18 protein-coding genes are annotated in these 18,181 nt (G+C 62.3%); 10 read left to right on the top strand and 8 right to left on the bottom strand.

From position 1 onward, the window contains the following. Nucleotides 1-25: 25 nt before the first annotated feature. Nucleotides 26-2,152: a transketolase gene (gene tkt, locus HAV21_RS05360; protein ID WP_223940309.1), complete on the bottom strand. Its 2,127-nt coding sequence runs from the start codon at nucleotides 2,150-2,152 to the stop codon at nucleotides 26-28. Between the two features lie 428 nt (nucleotides 2,153-2,580). Here tkt and HAV21_RS05355 point away from each other — a divergent pair, with 428 nt between their 5' ends. Together HAV21_RS05355 and HAV21_RS05350 are read left to right on the top strand one after the other, a co-directional pair. Continuing rightward, complete coding sequence (locus HAV21_RS05355; protein WP_142939229.1) at nucleotides 2,581-3,543, top strand: heme o synthase; 963 nt, start codon at nucleotides 2,581-2,583, stop codon at nucleotides 3,541-3,543. A gap of 186 nt (nucleotides 3,544-3,729) precedes the next feature. Further along, nucleotides 3,730-4,545: an FtsX-like permease family protein gene (locus HAV21_RS05350; RefSeq protein WP_166840768.1), complete on the top strand. Its 816-nt coding sequence runs from the start codon at nucleotides 3,730-3,732 to the stop codon at nucleotides 4,543-4,545. On the opposite strand, the gene HAV21_RS05345 is transcribed toward HAV21_RS05350, so the two are convergent. From HAV21_RS05345 to HAV21_RS05335, 3 genes are read right to left on the bottom strand one after another with little or no spacing between them, the layout of a single operon-like run. Then, the gene (locus tag HAV21_RS05345; protein ID WP_166840766.1) at nucleotides 4,542-5,486 is read right to left on the bottom strand and encodes a COX15/CtaA family protein; all 945 of its coding nucleotides are present in this window, start codon (nucleotides 5,484-5,486) and stop codon (nucleotides 4,542-4,544) included. The two genes, HAV21_RS05350 and HAV21_RS05345, sit on opposite strands and share 4 nt — an antisense overlap. A gap of 48 nt (nucleotides 5,487-5,534) precedes the next feature. After that, the gene (locus HAV21_RS05340; RefSeq protein ID WP_166840764.1) at nucleotides 5,535-6,299 is read right to left on the bottom strand and encodes an ABC transporter permease; all 765 of its coding nucleotides are present in this window, start codon (nucleotides 6,297-6,299) and stop codon (nucleotides 5,535-5,537) included. Beyond that, nucleotides 6,296-7,261, bottom strand: a complete 966-nt coding sequence (locus tag HAV21_RS05335) for an ABC transporter ATP-binding protein (protein ID WP_142939225.1) — start codon at nucleotides 7,259-7,261, stop codon at nucleotides 6,296-6,298. The genes HAV21_RS05340 and HAV21_RS05335 overlap by 4 nt, the downstream gene beginning before the upstream one ends. Nucleotides 7,262-7,370: 109 nt before the next feature. Between HAV21_RS05335 and HAV21_RS05330 the strand changes: the two genes are divergently transcribed. The 6 genes from HAV21_RS05330 to HAV21_RS05305 are packed head-to-tail and all read left to right on the top strand — an operon-like array spanning nucleotide 7,371 to nucleotide 12,525. After that, on the top strand, nucleotides 7,371-8,192 hold the full coding sequence (locus HAV21_RS05330) for a helix-turn-helix domain-containing protein (protein WP_142939224.1): 822 nt from the start codon (nucleotides 7,371-7,373) through the stop codon (nucleotides 8,190-8,192). Continuing rightward, nucleotides 8,192-9,655 (top strand): Fe-S cluster assembly protein SufB, encoded by a 1,464-nt coding sequence (sufB, locus tag HAV21_RS05325; RefSeq protein ID WP_011774792.1) that lies wholly within the window; start codon nucleotides 8,192-8,194, stop codon nucleotides 9,653-9,655. The genes HAV21_RS05330 and sufB overlap by 1 nt, the downstream gene beginning before the upstream one ends. A gap of 2 nt (nucleotides 9,656-9,657) precedes the next feature. Continuing rightward, nucleotides 9,658-10,971 carry a Fe-S cluster assembly protein SufD gene (gene sufD, locus HAV21_RS05320; protein WP_166840762.1) on the top strand — a complete coding sequence of 438 codons (1,314 nt, stop codon included), beginning with the start codon at nucleotides 9,658-9,660 and terminating at the stop codon, nucleotides 10,969-10,971. 22 nt (nucleotides 10,972-10,993) lie between these two features. After that, nucleotides 10,994-11,350: a non-heme iron oxygenase ferredoxin subunit gene (locus tag HAV21_RS05315; protein WP_166840760.1), complete on the top strand. Its 357-nt coding sequence runs from the start codon at nucleotides 10,994-10,996 to the stop codon at nucleotides 11,348-11,350. Nucleotides 11,351-11,393: 43 nt separating this feature from the next. Then, nucleotides 11,394-12,179, top strand: coding sequence for a Fe-S cluster assembly ATPase SufC (gene sufC / locus HAV21_RS05310; protein ID WP_142939221.1), 786 nt, complete (start codon nucleotides 11,394-11,396; stop codon nucleotides 12,177-12,179). A 13-nt stretch (nucleotides 12,180-12,192) separates the two neighbouring features. After that, nucleotides 12,193-12,525 (top strand): metal-sulfur cluster assembly factor, encoded by a 333-nt coding sequence (locus HAV21_RS05305; protein WP_166840758.1) that lies wholly within the window; start codon nucleotides 12,193-12,195, stop codon nucleotides 12,523-12,525. 81 nt (nucleotides 12,526-12,606) lie between these two features. On the opposite strand, the gene HAV21_RS05300 is transcribed toward HAV21_RS05305, so the two are convergent. Beyond that, a complete protein-coding gene (locus HAV21_RS05300; RefSeq protein WP_142939220.1) occupies nucleotides 12,607-13,512 on the bottom strand; it encodes a neutral zinc metallopeptidase in 906 nt (301 codons plus the stop codon). 61 nt (nucleotides 13,513-13,573) lie between these two features. Here HAV21_RS05300 and HAV21_RS05295 point away from each other — a divergent pair, with 61 nt between their 5' ends. Both HAV21_RS05295 and HAV21_RS05290 read left to right on the top strand, forming a co-directional pair. Next, nucleotides 13,574-14,965: an AMP-binding protein gene (locus HAV21_RS05295; RefSeq protein WP_166840756.1), complete on the top strand. Its 1,392-nt coding sequence runs from the start codon at nucleotides 13,574-13,576 to the stop codon at nucleotides 14,963-14,965. Further along, nucleotides 14,937-16,160, top strand: a complete 1,224-nt coding sequence (locus HAV21_RS05290; protein ID WP_166840754.1) for a thiolase family protein — start codon at nucleotides 14,937-14,939, stop codon at nucleotides 16,158-16,160. The genes HAV21_RS05295 and HAV21_RS05290 overlap by 29 nt, the downstream gene beginning before the upstream one ends. A gap of 13 nt (nucleotides 16,161-16,173) precedes the next feature. Here the strand turns inward: HAV21_RS05290 and HAV21_RS05285 are convergent, their stop codons facing one another. From HAV21_RS05285 to HAV21_RS05275, 3 genes are read right to left on the bottom strand one after another with little or no spacing between them, the layout of a single operon-like run. After that, entirely contained in the window at nucleotides 16,174-16,800 is a 627-nt protein-coding gene (locus tag HAV21_RS05285; protein ID WP_142939217.1) for an energy-coupling factor transporter transmembrane component T, read from the bottom strand. Further along, a complete protein-coding gene (locus HAV21_RS05280; protein ID WP_142939216.1) occupies nucleotides 16,797-17,534 on the bottom strand; it encodes an ABC transporter ATP-binding protein in 738 nt (245 codons plus the stop codon). The genes HAV21_RS05285 and HAV21_RS05280 overlap by 4 nt, the downstream gene beginning before the upstream one ends. A 17-nt stretch (nucleotides 17,535-17,551) precedes the next feature. After that, complete coding sequence (locus tag HAV21_RS05275; RefSeq protein WP_166840752.1) at nucleotides 17,552-18,181, bottom strand: biotin transporter BioY; 630 nt, start codon at nucleotides 18,179-18,181, stop codon at nucleotides 17,552-17,554.

Here is an 18,181-nt window from a genome sequence, read left to right as displayed (position 1 = left end):
CTCCTTGTGAGAGGGAAGCAGACTGTTATGCGTTGGAGTCTGCGAGGGAGTCTTTGGCTGCGGCGGCAACGGCTTCGGCGGTGATGCCGAACTCGTTGAAGAGCCGCTTGTAGTCGGCCGAGGCGCCGAAGTGTTCCAGGGAGATGGAGCGGCCGGCGTCGCCGACGAATTCGCGCCAGCCCAGTGCCAGACCGGCTTCGACCGAAACGCGGGCCTTGACAGCAGCGGGGAGCACGGACTCGCGGTAAGCCTCGTCCTGCTTGTTGAACCACTCAACGCACGGCATGGAGACAACGCGGGCTGCGATGCCTTCGGCCTGCAGGGCTTCGCGGGCCTGGACTGCGAGCTGAACCTCGGAGCCGGTGCCGATCAGGATGACCTGCGCGTCAACGGATTCGCCGTCCTTGGAGGCTTCGGCAAGGACGTACCCGCCCTTGGCTACACCTGCGGTGGAACCGAAGGTGTCACCAGCAGCTTCGCCTTCGCCGCGGGCGTAGGTGGGGATGTTCTGGCGGGTCAGGACAATGCCTGCCGGGTTCTCGTGGTTCTCCAGCATGGCCTTCCATGCAGCCGAGACCTCGTTGGCGTCGCCGGGACGGACGACATCCAGGCCCGGGATGGCGCGCAGCGACGCGAGCTGCTCCACCGGCTGGTGGGTAGGTCCGTCTTCGCCCAGGCCGATGGAGTCGTGCGTCCACACGTACAGGGATGGGACACCCATCAGAGCGCCAAGGCGGATCGCCGGGCGCTGGTAGTCGGAGAAGATCAGGAACGTACCGGAGAAGGCCCGGGTGCGTCCGTGCAAGGAGATGCCGTTCACGATCGAAGCAGCAGCGTGCTCACGGATACCGAAGTGCAGGACACGTCCGTACGGGTTGCCCTTCCAGGCATCCGTGGAGCGCGAGGTCGGGATAAACGACGGCGAGCCTTCAATGGTGGTGTTGTTGGACTCGGCGAGGTCGGCCGAACCGCCCCAGAGCTCGGGCAGGACCGGGCCGATAGCGTTCAGGACCTTGCCGGAGGCAGCGCGGGTGGAAACGTCCTTGCCTGCCTCAAAGACGGGCAGTGCAGCGTCGATGCCCACGGGCAGCTTCTTGGCTTCCACACGCTCCAGCAGGGCAGCAGCATCCGGGTTGGCGGACTGCCATGCCTCGAACGACTTCTGCCACGCGGCACGGGATTCGGCGCCGCGGTCCAGGACCTTGCGGGCGTGGGCCAGAACTTCTTCGTCAACGTCGAAGGACTTGGCCGGATCGAAACCGAGCACGGTCTTCAGTGCCGCGACTTCCTCGGCACCCAAAGCGGAACCGTGGATCTTGCCGGTGTTCTGCTTCTTTGGTGCCGGGTAGCCGATGATGGTGCGCAGCGAGATGATGGACGGCTTGTTCGTCTCTGCCTTGGCTGCCTGCAGTGCGGAGTAGAGCTCCTGGACGTCTTCGACGTAGTCACCGGTCTTGGTCCAGTCAACGCGCTGGGTGTGCCAGCCGTACGCCTCGTAGCGTTTAAGGACGTCTTCGGTGAAGGCGATGTCGGTGTCGTCTTCGATGGAGATGTGGTTCTCGTCGTAGATCACCACGAGGTTGCCCAGTTCCTGGTGCCCGGCAAGCGAGGACGCCTCGGACGTCACGCCTTCCTGGAGGTCGCCGTCGGAAGCGATGACCCAGATGGTGTGGTCGAACGGCGATTCGCCGGCGGGAGCATCGGCGTCGAACAATCCACGCTGGCGACGCTGGGAGTACGCGAAACCAACAGCGGAGGCCAGCCCCTGGCCCAGCGGGCCGGTGGTGATTTCCACACCGGCGGTGTGCTTGTACTCAGGGTGACCCGGGGTCAGCGAACCCCAGGTGCGGAGCGCCTCGAGGTCCTTCAGTTCCAGGCCGTAACCGGAGAGGAACAACTGGATGTACAGGGTCAATGACGTGTGACCGGGGGACAACACAAAGCGGTCGCGGCCAATCCAGTCCGGGTTCTTCGGGTCATGACGCATCAGCTTCTGGAACAGCAGGTACGCTGCCGGAGCCAAGCTCATTGCCGTACCAGGGTGACCGTTTCCGACCTTCTCCACGGCGTCGGCGGCCAACACGCGAACGGTGTCAACTGCCTTTTTGTCCAGATCGGTCCATGACAGTTCTTGCTCTTCCAAATGTGGCACGAAAACCGAGCCCCTCTCTGTGCTGACGGCAGGCGTACGGACACGGCACGCAGGAAGCACAGGATGGCGCCCGCTGCAATGTGTCTACCAGCCGTTCACCATTGAAACGTTGATCTCTCATCCAGACGCACGGATATCCGAGAATACGGTTTCCCGGATGGTCAACGTGTGCTGATCTGCTCAACAGCTTAGCCCTAAACGTGTCAGGTAACTGAGGGAATCCCACTAACTGGACAGAAATTCGCTTATATGAATCACCATGGCACCACGGGGGAGTGAAGTTTCGGAAACATTGACGTATTTTGCGGACATCGGCCCTCTTTCCGCCACGGTATGATATTTGAAGGCCAGCAGCGGTTCATGCGCCCGAGTTTGCTTTCGACAACAGGGACGGCAGCCGCTGCGAGAACCCCAGAGCATAGAACAGAGTGACTGCCGCCGTGAGCACAACTGATACGCCCCTTAACGCGTCCCCGGCACGGGGAAGCATCGGAATGTCCCGTAAATTCAAGGCGTATCTGGCTCTGACCAAACCCAGGGTCATCGAACTGCTCCTGGTCAGCACACTGCCCACCATGATTTTTGCGCAACGCGGTTTCCCGTCCATCGGGCTGATTCTTGCGACCCTCGTTGGTGGTGCATTCGCTGCCGGCAGTGCCGGCGTCTTCAACTGCTACATCGACCGCGACATTGACAAACTCATGCACCGCACGGAAAAGCGGCCCTTGGTCACTGGTGAAGTATCGCCGCGCGAGGCCCTGGTGTTTGCCTGGGTGCTGGGTGCCGCCTCGATCGCGATCCTGTGGTTCGGTGCCAACCCGCTTTCTGCGTGGCTGGGTCTCGGCGCGATCGTTTTCTACGTGGTCATTTACACCATGATCCTGAAGCGTCGCACGGCCCAGAACATCGTCTGGGGTGGTGCTGCCGGATGCTTCCCGGTTCTCATCGCCTGGGCGGCCGTTACCAACACGGTCGAGTGGCCCGCCATTGTCCTGTTCATGGTGATTTTCCTCTGGACGCCTCCCCATTACTGGCCGCTTTCCATGCGATACGGCGAGGACTACCGCAACGCCAACGTACCCATGCTCGGCGCCATCGCCGGCGCGAAGGTGGTCTCTGTACAGGTAGTCCTCTACGCGTGGGCCATGGTTGCCTGCTCGTTGCTGATGGTGCCCGTTGGTGGGGCCGGCTGGGTCTACACCATCGTCGCCGTTGCCGCCGGCGCCTGGTTCCTCTACGAAAGCCACGCCTTGTACAAGCGCGCCCAGGGTGGCGACGTCTCCAACAAGGGCGCAATGAAGGTCTTCCATGGCTCCATCAGCTACCTGACGCTGCTCTTCATTGCCTTGGCCGTTGATCCGTTCGTCGGCTCCGCGATCGTCGGGGCTTAGCTCCGCACACGCTCTGCAAGCCGCAGTCGCTCGACGCCGGTACTCGCCAGAGTGCCGGCGTCGCCGTTTTGCGGCGCTCTTCTCTGACCCTCTCTCACATCCCGCGGGCTTGAGCGGATCCCTCTCTCACATCCCCCGGAGCCTAACCGCTCCAGGGGTCCCGTAACGCCCCCTATCGTTCGTGATGTGACGCGGACAGTCCAGCGACACACAGCCTTCGACATTCCGGCTGGCTCTATCCCCGAGGCGCCCCCATGCAGAGGTGCTGTCCGCATCGCAGACGCCGCATTTGTCCGTCTGCAAAGTGCCACCGATTCCTTTGGTGATGTCGCCCTGCTTGATCATTCATTCGGGGCTCCGGTCGCCGTCCTCGGCGGGGACGCCGCACGGCAGCTGGGCCTCGCGAAGCCGGGACCCGGCGTCGTGATGTGGCTCTATGGCCAGCCAGTACCAGTGGTGGGAATCATCAATAAACCGGGGCGTGATCCCATCCTCGATGGCGCCGTTGTGGTTGGCGTTCGGTCCTACCCCATAAGGTCAACCAATGTGGCCGCGAATTTGGTCCTCAGGACGCAAACCGGCGCGCCGGCTGCCATAGCGGAAGTACTCCCCAAAGCGCTGAGTCCAGCGTCAACGGAGGCAATCGAGGTTCAGACCGTCGCTGACCTCAGGGATCTCAAACACGCAATCAACACTGACCTCGGCCGTATGGTTGCGATAGTTTCGGTTGTTCTGCTGGCCCTCGGAATGCGGCGGACCGCTCTGGCGTCCATGTTCCTTGTGGAAGGGGCAGTAGTGGGTGCACTTGGTGGCATTGCCGGCGCCGCCGTGGGCATGGGCGCCGCTCTTGCCTACGCCGCAAACGAGGGCTGGGTCCCGGTGATTCCAGCAGATGCGGCCCTGTGGGGTATCGCGGCCGGCCTGCTCAGTGGCACCCTCTCAGCGGTTTATCCGGCAGTGGTGGCGTCGCGGGCGAATCCGGCGCAGCTCATCCGCAGCTAACGCTTCGGGCTGTACTTCGCCACATCAGCGGCGTTGGTGGCCGCACTCATCAACACGGCAGCACCGAACATATGAGCGCCCACGAGCAGTGCGGGAATGCCGTTGTAATACTGAGTGAAGCCGATGACGGCCTGCAGCAGGGTTACACCCAGAAGGAGATACGTCGCCGTCCGGAATGGCCCGGAAATCTTGTGCCTGAAAACCAAGTACACCGCGAATAGTGTTCCTGCAGTGATCAGGTAGGCCGGTACGGCGTGGATATGTGAGAAGAGGTCCCAGTCAAGGTCATTGCGCGGAGCATCTGCATCGCCTGCGTGGGGCCCGGCGCCAGTGACCACGACACCCAGCATCACCGAAAGTGCCGAGAAAACAGCAACGGCCGTCATCAACGGACGGGTTACAGCGGGCAGGACAGGCAGCGTGCGGTTCATGAACCGGCCGGTCCGCCCGTAAGCGCGGTTGACCAGGAGTGTGGCGAAGACCACCAGAGCCATGGAGACAAGGAAGTGAAGGCCCACAACCCAAGGGTTAAGGCCGGACAGAACCGTGATTCCACCGATCACAGCCTGCGCCGGAATGCTGGCCAGAAGGCCCAGAGCAAGGACGAACAGGTCGCGGCGCTCTTTGCGGAGATTCCACAAGTACACCAGCATGAGCGCAGCAACGGCTGCCAGAGCGAAGGTCAGGAGCCGGTTGCCGAATTCGATGAAACCGTGGATGCCCATCTCCGGCGTATTCACCAACGAATCGCTGGTGCAGCGCGGCCACGTAGGGCACCCAAGGCCGGAAGCGGTAAGTCGCACGGCACCACCGGTCACCACAAGCACTGTCTGTCCAATGAGGGACAACAGTGCCAGGCGGCGCACGGCGTTGTTGACCTCGGTGGGCAGCTTGGACGTCAATCGCTGGACGGTATTGGGTAGGCGCGATGCCGTGCTCACAGTTGTCTCACTTCTCAGTTCTGCGTTGGTGGTTAATGCCTGAATGGGTTAGTTCCATTTGAACCATCGGATGGCCGCAGCACCGGCCAGTACGGTCCACAGCAGGAGGACTAAAACGGCGGGGAAAGGAACACTGCCCGAGAGGAAAGCATCACGGAGCGCTTGGCCCAGCGCCCCTGAGGGCAGGAAGTGCACGATGCCCTGAAGCAGGGAAGGTAGTCGTTCCGCCGGCACCACAATCCCGCCCAGGGCCCCCAGGAGAATCCACAGCAGGTTGGTGATTGCCAGGGTAGCTTCAGGGCGCACCGTACCGGCGACCAGCAGCCCCAGCGCCGTGAAGGCTGCAGCACCGAGCACCAGAAGTCCGAGCCCTGGAAGCCAGGCGTCCAGGCGTGGTTGCCATCCCAGCATGCCGGCAACGGCTGCCACGACCAGGACCTGAAGAAAAAGGACCACCAGCACGGCGAGGATCTTGCCTGCGATGAGTCCGCCCCGACCAAGGGGAGTTGTGGACAGGAAACGGAGCACTCCGTACCGGCGGTCAAAGCCGGTAGCGATGCCCTGGCCGGTGAAGGCAGTGGACATCGCACAAAGTGCCAGGATTCCCGGCGTTGCAACGTCTACGCGTGATCCGCCCATGTCATCGAGGAGGGGCGTCACTACCAGTCCCACCAAGGCCATCAAGGGTAGGACAATAGCGAGGATGAGTTGCTCACCGTTGCGCAGCATGGTGATGGTCTCGTAGCGGCCCTGCTGCATGATCCGGCGCGGGAGGGATGCCGGTCCGGCGTTGGGCGAGAGAAGTGGGCTCATCGGAGGTCCCTTCCGGAAATGTCCAGGAACACGTCTTCCAGGCTACGGGCTTCCAACCGCAGCGAGGCGGGCATGATGTTCCGTTCAGCCCACCAAGCAGTCAGGGATGCAAGGTCTTTCGGGGTGATGGCGCCGGTGATGGCGTAACTCCCGGAGCGCGTCTCTGTTATCTGCAGGCCGGCATCCACAGCACCGTTCAAGCTTAGACCGCCGGGTGCGTCGAAGTAGAGCGTCCGGTCCGTGATGGCGGAGTCCGCTGCGTGATCGTGCCGAAGCAATTCGGCGACCGTTCCCTCAACCACGTTGTGACCGCCGTCGATGATGTAGACGTAGTCCGCCAGGCGTTCCGCGTCGTCCATCAGGTGGGTGGTCAGGACAATGCCCATTCCGGCATCCCTGAGCTCGGCAATGAGCTCAAAAACCATCTGCCGGGACTGTGGATCCAAGCCGGCACTGGGCTCGTCGAGGAAAAGGATTTCAGGGTTACCCACCAGCGCCGCCGCGAGTGCCAGCCGCTGCTTTTGGCCGCCGGAAAGGCGGCGCACGCTGGTCCGGCTGAACTGGTGTATTCCCAGGCGTTCCACCAGCGCGTCAACGTTCATGGGCTTTTGGTACATGCCGGCGACATGCCGCAACAAGGGTATGGGACGGGCCGACGGCGGGAGGCCGCCGTCCTGGAGCATCACACCTACGCGGGATCTCAAGACGGCACCTGCAGTATCAGGGTCCGCGCCAAGGAGGGAGATATTTCCGCCCGTTCGCTTCTGCAAACCTTGGGCGCACTCCAGCGTGGTGGTCTTGCCCGCGCCGTTAGCCCCCAATAGGGCGGTTACCTGGCCGCGTTCGGCCACCAGCGACAGTCCGCTGACCACCCTGAGCATTTTGCCGTCAAGGGAGGTCAGGGGGCCTACGTCCTTTATGAGTCCATCTATAGTGAGGACGGGGGATTTGGGGGATCGCACCAGAGTATTCTACGGGAAGTAGTACGGTCGCACTTGGCGGCTTCCGCAGGTCAGCCTTGCCTTACTGGATGCATGAAACAAATTACGACATGATTATGTTGTGTATTCCATGAGCAGTCCAACTTCCATGCCTTCAACACGGCATGCTGCAGCGGCGGAGGCATTCGTTGCCCCGCCCGCGATGCCGGACGCGGATGATCGCACACGGGACCGGGTCCTGAGCGCCGTCCTGGAAAACGGTCCAGTGAGCGCCGCGGAGCTCGGCGACCTCCTCGGCTTCACACCGGCCGCAGTCCGCCGCCACCTTGACCACTTGGAGCGCAACGGCGTAATCGAAGTCAAGCGTGTGACCAAGGCCGGTTCCGGCGCGGGACGCCCCGCGCGCCGCTACGTCTTGAGCTCGCAGGGACAGTCCACTCTCGGCGATGACTACCTGAACATTGCCAGCTCGGCGCTCCACCGTCTCCAGGAACTCGCCGGCGAAGACGCGGTTCGCGCATACGCGGAGGAACGCTTCTCCGATATGGAACGGCGCTACGCTCCCGAGGTCGAGGCCGCCGGAGATGACATCACCGCCAGGGCCATGGCACTTTCCAGGGCCCTGAGCCGCGATCGCTTCGTTGCATCAGCCCATTCAATTGAGGCCAAGGCCCCGTTGCCCGCCGCACTGTCCAGCGTCCAGCTGTGCCAGGGTCACTGCCCTATCCAGCGCCTGGCTGCGGAGTTTCCGGTTTTCTGCGACACCGAGACCGAGGTTTTCTCGCGCTTGGTGGGCGTCGATGTCCGGCGTCTCTCCACGCTCGCGCAGGGCGGACATGTGTGCACCACCCATATACCTACCGGGCGCCCGGCTGCCACGGCATCTCCGGATGTCGCAGTGCAGTCCGGGAACCCGTACCAGGAATCAAACAACCAGCAAGAAAGGCCGTGATGACGGACCAAATAGCAGAGAAAGCGGTAGCTGACGGCACTGTGATCTCGGAGATTCTGGAGAAGAATCCCGAACTGCACGGTATCGGAAACTACGAGTACGGCTGGGCCGACAAGAACGACGTTGGTGCCAACGCCCGTCGTGGCCTCAACGAGGAGGTCGTCCGCGACATCTCCTCGAAGAAGAACGAGCCTGAATGGATGCTCGATCTGCGGCTCAAGGGCCTTAAGTACTTCGACCGCAAGCCTATGCCTACCTGGGGTGCAGACCTCTCCGGCATCGACTTCGACAACATCAAATACTTCGTGCGCTCCACCGAGAAGCAGGCGGCAACGTGGGAAGACCTTCCGGAAGACATCCGGAATACCTACGAGAAGCTGGGTATCCCCGAAGCTGAGCGCAGCCGTCTCGTCTCGGGCGTCGCAGCCCAGTACGAGTCCGAGGTTGTCTACCACCAGATCCGCGAGGACCTGGAAGCCCAGGGCGTGATCTTCCTGGACACGGACACCGCACTTCGCGAGCACCCGGAGATCTTCCAGGAGTACTTCGGCACCATCATCCCGGTGGGCGACAACAAGTTCGCTTCGTTGAACACGGCCGTATGGTCCGGCGGATCATTCGTGTACGTGCCCAAGGGCGTTCATGTGGACATCCCGCTGCAGGCCTACTTCCGCATCAACACGGAGAACATGGGCCAGTTCGAGCGCACGCTGATCATCGCTGATGAAGACTCCTACGTTCACTACATCGAAGGCTGCACGGCTCCGATCTACACCTCGGACTCACTGCACTCGGCCGTGGTGGAGATCATCGTGAAGAAGGGCGCCCGCGTCCGCTACACGACCATCCAGAACTGGTCCACCAACGTGTACAACCTGGTGACCAAGCGCGCTATCTGCGAAGAGGGCGCCACCATGGAGTGGATCGATGGCAACATCGGTTCCAAGGTGACCATGAAGTACCCGGCCGTCTACCTCGTTGGCGAGCATGCCAAGGGCGAGACGCTGTCCATCGCCTTCGCCGGCGAGGGCCAGCACCAGGACACCGGGTCCAAGATGGTGCACATTGCACCGAACACCAAGAGTTCCATCATTTCCAAGTCGGTCGCCCGCGGCGGCGGACGTGCAGCGTACCGCGGCCTGGTCCAGGTCCGTGAGGGTGCCAAGCACTCGGCCAACACGGTCCGCTGTGATGCCCTGCTGGTGGACACCATTTCCCGTTCGGACACGTACCCGTACATCGACATCCGCGAGGATGACGTTGTCATGGGCCACGAGGCCACCGTTTCACGCGTCAGCGAAGAGCAGCTCTTCTATCTGATGTCCCGCGGCATGCCTGAAGACGAGGCCATGGCCATGATCGTGCGCGGCTTCATCGAGCCGATCGCCCGTGAACTGCCCATGGAATACGCTCTTGAGCTGAACCGCCTGATTGAACTGCAGATGGAAGGGTCCGTCGGTTAACAATGACTGATATCACTACTGAAAAAGCGCGCATCGGCGCGCCCTCGGCCCAGCCGTTCATCAACGGCTTCACCGAGGAAGGCGAGAACCTTTCGCCCGCCAACACCGGAACGAACACCAGCACGACGTCGGAGCAGCCCTCCGCTGGTCCGCTCGCCGGCGCTTCGGCCAAGAGCCACTCGCACGGTGGCGGGGTCGGCATCCCGGATAGCTCCCGCGCCGGCCGCCTCACCTCGTACAAGCTTGCAGACTTCAAGCCGCTGAACGGCCTTGAGGAAGACTGGCGATTCACTCCGTTGAAGCGCCTCCGCGGCCTCCACACCGATGTCCTCAACGGCGCAGCTCCTGTTGTCAGCGTCACCGCACCGGCCGGCGTCGTTGTTGAAACTGTTGGCCGCGATGACAAGCGCATCGGCCAGGCGGGCATCCCCGAGGACCTCGTGTCCGCCAATGCCTGGGAGAACTTTGCCGAGGCCACCGTGATCACCGTGCCCGCCGATCTGCAGGCCGAGAGTGAAGTTTCCGTCCTGGTCACCGGCGCTGGTGAGGCGCCGTCGGCACAGCACATCGTGATTGTGGCCGAACGCTTCTCCAAGGCTGTTGTGGTTCTGGATCACCAGGGCTCCGCGGTTGTCTCCGAGAACGTGGAGATCATTGTGGAGGACGGTGCTGAACTGACTGTCGTCTCCTTGCAGGAATGGGCAGACGACGCGGTCCACGCGTCTTCGCAGCAGGCAAAGATCGGCCGCGATGCCAAGTTCAAGCACATCGTGGTCAGCCTGGGCGGCGACCTCGTTCGCGTCACGCCGTCCACGCGTTTCACGGCTCCCGGTGCCGACGTCGAAATGTTCGGCCTGTACTTCGCCGACGCCGGCCAGCACCTTGAGCAGCGCCTCTTTGTTGACCACGCAGTGGCCAACTGCAAGTCCCGCGTCCTCTACAAGGGTGCTCTTCAGGGACGCAATGCCCACAGCGTATGGGTGGGCGACGTCCTGATCCGTAAGGAAGCAGAAGGTACCGATACCTACGAGGCCAACCGCAACCTTGTCCTCACGGACGGTGCACGCGCCGACTCGGTTCCCAACCTCGAAATCGAAACCGGTTTGATCGAGGGTGCAGGCCACGCCAGCGCCACCGGCCGTTTCGATGACGAGCACCTCTTCTACCTCATGGCCCGCGGTATTCCTGAGAAGGTTGCCCGCCGCCTGGTGGTCCGGGGCTTCCTCAACGAGATCATCCAGCAGATCAAGGTCCCGGCAATCGAAGATCGCCTGACCGCAGCTGTTGAGCGCGAACTCGCCGCGACCGACAACTAAGACAGGCCAGGCAGAGTAAACAATGAGTGAAGAAACCAAGGGCGAACTGGTATGCAACGCCAATGACATCCAGGTCAAGCAAGCGCTGCGTGTCCTGATCGATGACTATCCTGTAGCCATCGTCAGGGACTCGATGGGCGAGATCCACGCGATCGCCGATACCTGCTCGCACGCGGACATCTCGTTGTCCGAGGGTGAGGTTGAAGGCTGCGCGATCGAGTGCTGGGGACACGGTTCCCAGTTCGACCTCCGCAGCGGACAACCGCTCCAGCTGCCTGCTTATGACCCCGTCCCCGTTTTTGCCGTCACCATCGATGGAGACGACGTTTACGTGGACGTGACCAACGTTGTGAACGGTGCCTCGGTAGATCACTACTGAGCGCCCAGTACCGCCAGACTTACGAACGGAAAGAAAGAAGAGCATGTCAACTCTTGAAATCAAGGACCTGCACGTCAGCATCGAGACGGAGCAGGGCACCAAGGAGATCCTGAAGGGCGTCAGCCTCACCATTAAGACCGGTGAAACGCACGCCATCATGGGCCCCAACGGCTCGGGCAAGTCCACCCTCGCCTCCACGATCGCCGGTCACCCGCGCTACAACGTCACCAGCGGCACCATTACGCTGGACGGCGAAGACGTCCTGGAAATGAGCGTCGACGAGCGCGCCCGTGCAGGCATGTTCCTGGCCATGCAGTACCCGGTAGAGGTTCCCGGTGTGACCATGACCAACTTCCTGCGCACCGCCAAGACCGCGATCGACGGCGAAGCACCGGCACTGCGCACCTGGACCAAGGACGTCAAGGCTGCCATGCAGCAGCTGCGCATCGACGCCGACTTTGCACAGCGCAACGTCAACGAGGGCTTCTCCGGTGGTGAGAAGAAGCGTGTTGAGATCCTGCAGCTCGAACTCTTCAAGCCGAAGTTCGCCATCCTTGACGAAACCGACTCCGGCTTGGACGTCGACGCCTTGAAGGTTGTCTCCGAGGGCGTCAACCGCGCCCACGAAGAGGGCAACATGGGCACGCTGCTCATCACCCACTACACCCGCATCCTGCGCTACATCAAGCCGGACTTCGTTCACGTGTTCGTTGACGGCAGGGTTGTTGAAGAGGGCGGCCCCGAGCTCGCAGACCGTCTTGAAGAAGAAGGCTACGACCGCTACGCTCCAGGCGCCGGCGTTGCCGTTGCTCCTGCTGTGCAGGCCTAGTTAGGATCGTTCCATGACCGAAATCAACGCGGCGCGAACCAGCCTCGAGGACGTCGAGGAAGCGCTCAAGGACGTCATTGACCCAGAGCTCGGGGTCAACATCGTGGACTTGGGCCTTCTTTACGGACTCAAGTACTCCGACGATGACGGCGCGCTCCTGATCGACATGACACTGACCACGGCGGCTTGCCCGCTGACGGATGTGCTTGAAGAGCAGGTGGGCAAGTCCCTCGACGGAGTGGTTGACGACTGGCGCCTGAACTGGGTATGGATGCCGCCATGGGGTCCGGAACGGATCACCGACGACGGCAAGGACCAGATGAGGGCCCTCGGCTTCAACATCTAACCAGCATTCACCCGTGCAACGGGCAAAGGAAGGGTTCCGGGTATATCACCCGGAACCCTTCCTTTTTGGTGTTGTCATGCCTTAGGGCGCAGCCACACCGAAGGTGTCGCACTTGTTGATGTCGCCCGTGGTGTACCCCTGATAGAACCATTTTTGCCGCTGCTCGCTGGAGCCGTGGGTCCATGACTCAGGTGAGACGCGGCCGGTTGCGGCTTCCTGGATGCGGTCATCGCCGACGGCGGAAGCGGCCGAGAGCGCATCCTGCAGGTCCTGCTGGGTGAGGGGGTCAAGGAAAGGCTTCCCGCTCGCATCCGTCTGCGTCGTGGCATGGCGGACCCACAGTCCCGCATAGCAGTCTGCCTGGAGCTCCACCCGCACCGCCCCCGACTGCGGTCCCTGTGGATCCTGCTGGGCCTTGTCCAGGCTTCCGAGGATGTTCTGGACGTGGTGCCCGAACTCGTGGGCTACTACGTACTCTTGTGCCAGCGGGCCTCCAGAAGAGCCAAAACGGGTCACCAGCTCATCGAAGAAGCCGGGATCGAAATAGGCGGTGGTGTCTGCAGGGCAGTAGAAGGGGCCAACAGCGCTGGTAGCCGCGCCACAGCCGGTGTTTGTGGCCTCGCTGAAGATGACAGTCTTGGGCCGCGGGTACTGGACGTTGTAATCCGCCAGATAGTCAGGCCAGAAAGCATTCAAGCTATTCACCGTACCGGTGATCCGGCAGTCCAGGCGTTTGTCGGCATCGGCGCCGGTCTGGCATTCCTGGACGCCGCCGGCTCCGGCACTGCCACCTTCGACGGCGGGCGGCTGGCTTCCGCCCCCGGTCAGGTCCCCAAGGATGTTGGGATTGATGCCGAAGAGTGCCAGGAGCAGCACCACAATACCGCCACCAATTCCACCACCGATCTTGGTACCGCGGCCCATGCCACTGCCACGTCGGTCCTCCACTTGGGAGGGGTCAAGCTGCGCGCCGTCATTGAAACTCATACAGTCAGAATAGACGTCACTTTTGGTGCCTGGTGCCAGACACTGCCGTAAAATTGTTTGGATGCCTTTCCTGGATAAACTTCAGCTCTGGGCCGAGGAGCGCCCCCACGACACCGCCGTCGTTGTGGGCAGCGGCCGGCTCACCTGGGCGGGACTCCGCGACGCCGCAGCTGGCTTGGTGGCGGACGCCCCTGCCACCACCGTTCTGGCCGAGCCCAACTCTGTGCGCTTCGTGGAGCGCTATGCTGCCGCTGTAGCGGGGAATCGGCGGTGCGCCGTTCTGGACCCCGAATGGCCGGCCCCGATGATCGAAGAAGTATCCTCACGCGTCCTCGCAACCACCACACCGGTTGGCGCCGAACTGGTGGACGGGGACGCGTCCAGTACCTTCCTCATCGGCCTCACGTCCGGTACCACGTCCGTGCCCAAGGCCTTCACCAGGTCCCGCCGGTCCTGGCAGGTGTCTTTCGATGCCTCCATCGAGTTCTTTGGCTTGTCCCAGGAGGACCGGACCCTTGCGCCCGGTCCTTTGTCAGCAAGCCTGAATCTTTTCGCCCTTTCAGAGTGCCTGTACGCGGGTTCGGCTTTCCATACGCTTGAGTCGTTCGATGTCGCCGACGCCCATGCCGCCATCAGCCATGACGGCATCACCCGCCTTGTTTTGGCGCCCACTGCCCTGAGGTTGCTCAGCGAGCGGGGACTGGCCGGCGACGTTGATGCTTCCGGTATCCGCAGCATCATCTGTGCCGGTTCCAAGCTGGACGCCCGGACCTTGGAAGCGGCACGGCGGTGGGCGCCCCGTGCGGCCATCTTCGAGTACTACGGCGCCTCGGAGTTGAGCTTTGTGTCCGGGACCCGGCTGGCTGCCGGCGAACCGTTGGACGCCGGTGGCACCGGCATCGGCGTCCCGTTTCCAGGCGTTGAACTGAACATCCTCGATGACACCGGCAGGCCCCTGCCCGACGGGGAACATGGGAACATCAGTGTACGCAGTGGAATGGTCAGCAACGGCTACCTGTGGGGCGACGACGGACATGCCCTCCGGTGTCTTGATGGCTGGTACACGGTGGGGGACCAGGGCTTTCTGGAGGACGGCACCCTGCATATCCTTGGCCGTCGCTCGGACATGATCATTACCTCCGGCAAGAACGTCTACCCGCACGAGGTTGAGCTTGCCATCGCTTCGGTGCCCGGGGTGGATGGTGCGGTGGCTGCCGGGGCGCCAGACGACATCCGCGGTCAAAAGGTGATCGCCGGCGTCGTGCCTGCCTGTGGTGCGGTCACCGCCACCCAGCTCCGCACGGGCCTGGATGGTCTCTTGGCCAGGGACAAGTGGCCGGTGCAGTATTACGTGTTGGCGGAGCTACCCATGACCGACCGGGGCAAGGTCAGCAGGAAAGTTCTCCTGGACTGGATCAAGAACCATGACCCGCGCGCGCAAGTCCTTGGTTAGCGGCAGCGGATCGGCCAGTGGGGCCGATGAATCCCGACAGCCCATCATTGTCTCTGCACTACGGTCCCCGATATGTCGTGCCAATGGCCGGCTGAAGCACCTCCGCGCTCCCGATCTTTTGGCACCCGTGCTGGCTTCCTTGGTGGAGAAAGCCTGCGTGGATCCGGGGGACGTGGACGACGTCATCATCGGCAACGCCGTGGGGGGCGGCGGGAATGTGGCCAGATTCGCCGCCCTCCAAGCCGGTTTACCCATCACCGTCCCTGGCCTCACCGTGGACCGCCAATGCGGCTCAGGTTTGGACGCTATTGCACTGGCATCCCGCTTGGTGGCAGCCGGCGGGGATCCGCTGTATTTGGCAGGGGGCGTTGAAAGCATCAGTAACGCCCCGGCCCGGGCCAATAGAAACGACGACGGCGAACTCGACTTCTACTCCAGGGCCAGCTTTGTGCCGCCGCAGTTCGGCGACCCGGACATGGGTGTTGCGGCGGAGACCGTAGCCCGCGAATTCGGCGTAACACGTCAGAGGCAGGACGAGTACGCTCTGCGAAGCCATCATCGAGCTGTGGAAGCTGGCAGGACCGGCGTTTTTGCGGATGAAATCGTTCCGCTCAAAGGCAACGGAAACACGGTGGATTCGGACGATGGCCCCCGAGCTTCACTGCGGGCCCCGCTGATGGCGAGGTTCCCAGCAGCATTCGTGGCGGGCGGATCGGTCACGGCAGCAAACTCATGCTTTGACGCGGACGCAGCGTCCGCCGTCGTCATGACGTCCCTTAAACGAGCCCGCACCCTGGGCGCGACGCACGGGATGCTGGTGCTGGGGTGCGAGACCGTCGGCGTTGATCCGGAATTTCTTGGCATAGGGGCAGCCCACGCGGCCAAGCGGCTCCTGGACCGCCATGGAGTGGACGCAGATGACATTGATCTGGTGGAGTTCAATGAGGCATTCGCCTCCCAAACCATCGCATGCCTGGAGTATCTGGGCGTTGATCCTCAGAAAGCCAACCTTGATGGCGGCGCGCTTGCCTTGGGTCATGGCTACGGAGCTTCGGGAGCGGTCCTGGTGACGAGGTTGATGGCTCAAGCACGCCGCAGTTACGCAGTGCGGGGCGAGAGTTCGCTGGCATTGGCCATGATCAGTATCGCCGGAGGCATGGGAACCGCAGCTCTCTTTCAGTACGCCAAGCTGTAGCCCCTGCGCCGGTCTAGTCCCTCTCCGGTTCGCCCAACCCGCGGGCCGCCAAAGCATCACCGGTTTGGCGCGCATACGCAACAGTGGTGATGAAGACAGGGAGCACCAGTGCGCGGGGATTGCGTTCAAGCCCGCGTGCCCGCGCTGAGTCCCTTACGTCAGTGAAGGCGCCGGCTATGAAGGGAATGCTCCTGAGCATCACTGCGATGGTCAAAGCGAATCGTTCAGGATCGGCACCGAAACGCCGGAACGGTTTTGCCAACGCCACCACGCCGTCCAGAAGATCCTGCACGGGAGTAGTCGCGGTGAGGACCGAAGCTGCCACTACGCAGACCAGCACATTGAACACGATGCGTGCCGCGGTGGGCCCGCCCAGTTGCCACCATTGGAAGAGACCGATGACCAGCAGGATAGGAGCCACCAACCAAATGGCCTTCAGAAGGCGGCGGAAGCCTGCCCCCGTCAGCATGAATAAGCCACACATGACGGCGAAGACCACCAGCGACACGGCCCAGTCCACAATAAGGAAGGACGCCGCTCCGCAGGCCGCTACAACCAGAAATTTCAGCCACAGGGGAGTGCGGTGGATGATCGAGTTCCCTCGCACGTAGTTGGCTATAAGGAAGCCATGCCCCCTCATCTCGGCACATCACCCACGCCGGCACCGGGCAGGGCAGCCGCGCAAAGTTCGCGGTACCGGGCGACGCCGTCTGCAGCACCGCCGTCGAACACGATACGCCCGGCCTCAACTACCAGCACCCTGTCCATGTCCAAGGCCAGGTCGAGATCATGCGTGGACATGATGACTTGTTGATCCAGGCCAGCGACTGTGCGGCGCAGCAGTTCGCGGTTTCGAAGATCCAGGAGGGTGGATGGTTCGTCGAGAACCAGGACGGTGGGATCCACCGCAAGGACTGCGGCCAAGGCCAGTAGCTGCCTTTCACCACCGGACAGTTCATAGATGCTTTGATCGGCCAGATGCAGCAGGCCGAAGCGATCCAGCACTGCTTCTGCCCGCGCCGCCCGCTCCTTAGAGTTCTTGACGGAGCGGCGCAACGAGAGCTCAACATCTTCCCGCCCGGTAGGCATCACCAACTGTGACAGGGGATCGGTAAAGACGAAACCCACATTGCCCCGGACACGGCGGACATCGGCAAGAGTGTCATCTCCGTGGACTACCACTGTGCCTTCGCTCGGTTCAACCAAGCCATTCACGAGCCGCAGCAGCGTGGACTTTCCGGAGCCGTTGGCGCCGATGACTCCAATCCTGCGTTCTGCGAGGTCCAGGGAAAAATTTTGCAGCAGGGTTTTGGGGGTGTCGCTGCCATCGACTGCGACACGCACCGAAACCCTGCTGAAACTGATGGAATTCATGGAGTGATTGTTCCCGCTTACTTGACCCGGCGTACCAAGACATCCGGGAAGGCTTTGTGGATTGCCACGGCGATGATCACGGCCAGGACGTTCTTAATGATATCGCCGGGGACGAAAGGGAGGTCTGCGAGGAAGGCCTTGGTGAAATCCAACTTGGCATTGACCATCATGCCCAGGACGCCGAGGGCGTGAATAACCACGATGCTGCTCACCATGGTCGCTGCGAAGAGCCACAGTGCACGGAACTTGACTGTCCTGCGGATGACCACCGATGTTAGGTAACCGGTCGCGGCTGCCGCCAGCGGGAACGCGATGATGTAACCGGCGGAGGGCGTGGCGAGGATACCCAAACCGCTGCGCCCGCCGCTGAAGATCGGCAGACCGGCGAAGCCGAGCAACACGTAAAGCCCGACGGCGGCGAAACCGCGCCCGGCTCCGAGCACCAGTCCACTGAGCATCACCGTCAACGTCACCAAAGTGATGGGAACCCCAAGGGCTCCTACCGGAATGCCCGGGACAATTGCCGATGCCGCTACGAGGGCAGCGAAAACTGCGATGAGGCCCAGGTCTGTGGCGGTCCAGCGTTTTCGGGAGGACGCGGTTCGCTGCAGTGTGGCAGCGGAAGTGGAAGAGTTGGTCTGGCTCAT

The organism is Paenarthrobacter sp. MSM-2-10-13 (genome assembly GCF_011605365.1).
Classification (GTDB): domain Bacteria; phylum Actinomycetota; class Actinomycetes; order Actinomycetales; family Micrococcaceae; genus Arthrobacter.
This window is presented reverse-complemented; position numbering and strand designations above follow the sequence as displayed.